This window comes from Candidatus Pelagibacter communis (assembly GCF_001180185.1).
In the GTDB taxonomy this organism is placed as follows: Bacteria; Pseudomonadota; Alphaproteobacteria; order Pelagibacterales; family Pelagibacteraceae; genus Pelagibacter; species Pelagibacter ubique_F.
In genome coordinates this window covers 1-2,325 of the sequence record NZ_CVSS01000036.1, presented here as the reverse complement: position 1 = coordinate 2,325, position 2,325 = coordinate 1, and the positions used below count along the sequence as shown (strand labels likewise).

General features: G+C 27.2%; 2 protein-coding genes. Both read left to right on the top strand.

The window, feature by feature from the left end:
• Positions 1-383: outer membrane protein assembly factor BamD (locus AMN95_RS02215; RefSeq protein WP_143323759.1), on the top strand; the 383-nt coding region annotated here is incomplete at its 5' end.
• Between the two features lies 1 nt (position 384).
• A partial coding sequence (gene ligA, locus AMN95_RS02210) for an NAD-dependent DNA ligase LigA (protein ID WP_075522361.1) occupies positions 385-2,325 on the top strand: 1,941 nt, incomplete at its 3' end.

Genomic DNA, 2,325 nt, shown 5'->3' with positions numbered 1-2,325 from the left:
AGGAGGGACAATTTTTAGGAAAGATAAATTTTTTACTTTTTTTTGGTCTTTTTACTAGATCAAAAGAAATGTATTTAGGAAGACACTATTTAAAAAAAGAAAAATGGATTGCAGCTTTAAATAGATTTAAAACAGTTATAGATGATTATAATCAAACAATTTTTGTTGAAGAGGCTTTACACAGATTAGTTGAAATAAATTATAAATTAGGACTAATTGATGAGTCTCAAAAATATGCAAATGTTCTAGGTTACAATTACTTATCAAGTGATTGGTATAAAAAATCATACAAAGTTTTCAATAAAGATTATTCAACTCAAATAGAAAGACCCAAAAAAGATAAAATCAGCGTTATTGAGAAATTTAAGAGACTATTTAAATAAAATGAGCAAAGATATTATTAAAAAAGATTATAAAAATAAGATTAAAACTCTTAACCATTTTAATAAAAAGTATTATGAAGAAAATGTTTCCGAGGTAACAGACTCAGAATATGATTCTCTTAAAAAAGATATTATAAATCTAGAAAAAAAATATAAATATTTAAATTCTAAAAACTCCCCCTCAGTTATAGTTGGTTATAAACCCTCAAAAAATTTTAAAAAAGCTCTCCATAAAGTGCCTATGTTATCTTTAGCAAATGCATTTAGTGAGAACGATCTTCTTAATTTTGAAAAAAAAATACTTAATTTTCTCTCTCAAAATAACAATTTGAATATTTCATATACTGCTGAGCCAAAAATAGATGGTATTTCAGCATCTTTATCATACAAAAGCGGTAAATTAATTAGAGGTCTATCTAGAGGAGATGGCAAAGAAGGTGAGGATATAACTTCAAATTTAGCCACAATAAATGATATTCCAAAAACTATTTTATCAAAAGATTTTCCTGAGGAGATTGACATAAGAGGTGAAGTGTTCATTCAAAATAGTGATTTTGAAAATTTAAAGGAAAAATTTGCAAACCCAAGAAATGCGGCATCTGGTTCCTTAAGACAAAAAAATCCTGAGGACACTAAGAAAATACCTTTAAAGTTTATTGCTTATACATTTGGTTATGTAAAAGGTTTGAAAGTTGATAATCAGTTTGATTTCCTAAAAAAATTAGAGGAATGGGGTTTTAAAACCAATCCATTGAACAAATTAATTTCAGGAATTAAGAATCTAATAATAAATTACAATAAAGTTGAGAAACAAAGAGCGGACCTTAATTTTGATATTGATGGAATCGTTTATAAGATTAACGATTTTTCTTTACAAAAGAGACTAGGATATGTTGCTAATGCCCCAAGATGGGCAATTGCACACAAGTTTTCGTCTGATAAAGCGGTTTCTATTATCTTGGATATCGATATTCAAATTGGAAGAACTGGTGCTTTGACACCTGTTGCAAAAATAAAGCCAATCAATATAGGTGGCGTATTAGTTTCAAATGCAACACTTCATAACGAAGACGAGATTAATAGAAAGGATATTAGAATTGGAGATACAGTAACTGTAGAAAGAGCTGGAGACGTAATTCCTCATATACTTTCTGTTGATATAAAAAAAAGACCAAAAAAAAGTAAAAAATTTATCTTTCCTAAAAATTGTCCCTCCTGTGGATCAAATACAATTAAAGAATTTAACTCTATCACAAAAAAAGAAGAAGCAGTGAGAAGATGTTCTAGTGAGGGATATACATGTGAGAAAATTTCTATTGAAAAGTTAAAACATTTTGTTTCAAAAGAAGCTTTTAATATCGAGGGTTTAGGAAAAAAAATTGTTGAAAATTTTTGGAATTTAAAATTTATCCAATTTCCTCACGATATTTTTAGATTAAATTACAAAAAAGTTTCTAACCTAGAAGGCTGGGGAAATTTATCGGCTAAAAACTTAGAATATTCAATAAATACCAAAAAAAGAATATCTTTAGAGAGATTTATTTACTCATTAGGTATTAGACATATTGGTTTGGAGAATGCTAAAATTATTTCTAGACATTTTGAGTCCTTTAGGAATTTTAAAAAATTATCTCAAACTAAAAATTATCAAGATTTATTAAATATTGATGGTATGGGAGAGACACAAGTAAATTCAATTAAAAATTTTTTTTCTAATAAAACAAATCTAGAAGTTCTCAATCAATTAGAAAAAATTTTACAGATTGATGATGTAATTGCAAAAAAAGAGGTTGGTTTATTTAAAGATAAAACTTTTTTAGTCACAGGAAAATTGAATGGTGTTAGCAGAGCTGAAATTAAATCACTGATAGAGGAAAATGCAGGGACAACCGTAAGCAGTGTTTCAAAAAAGTTAAATTTTCTTGTAATTGGCGACAAACCA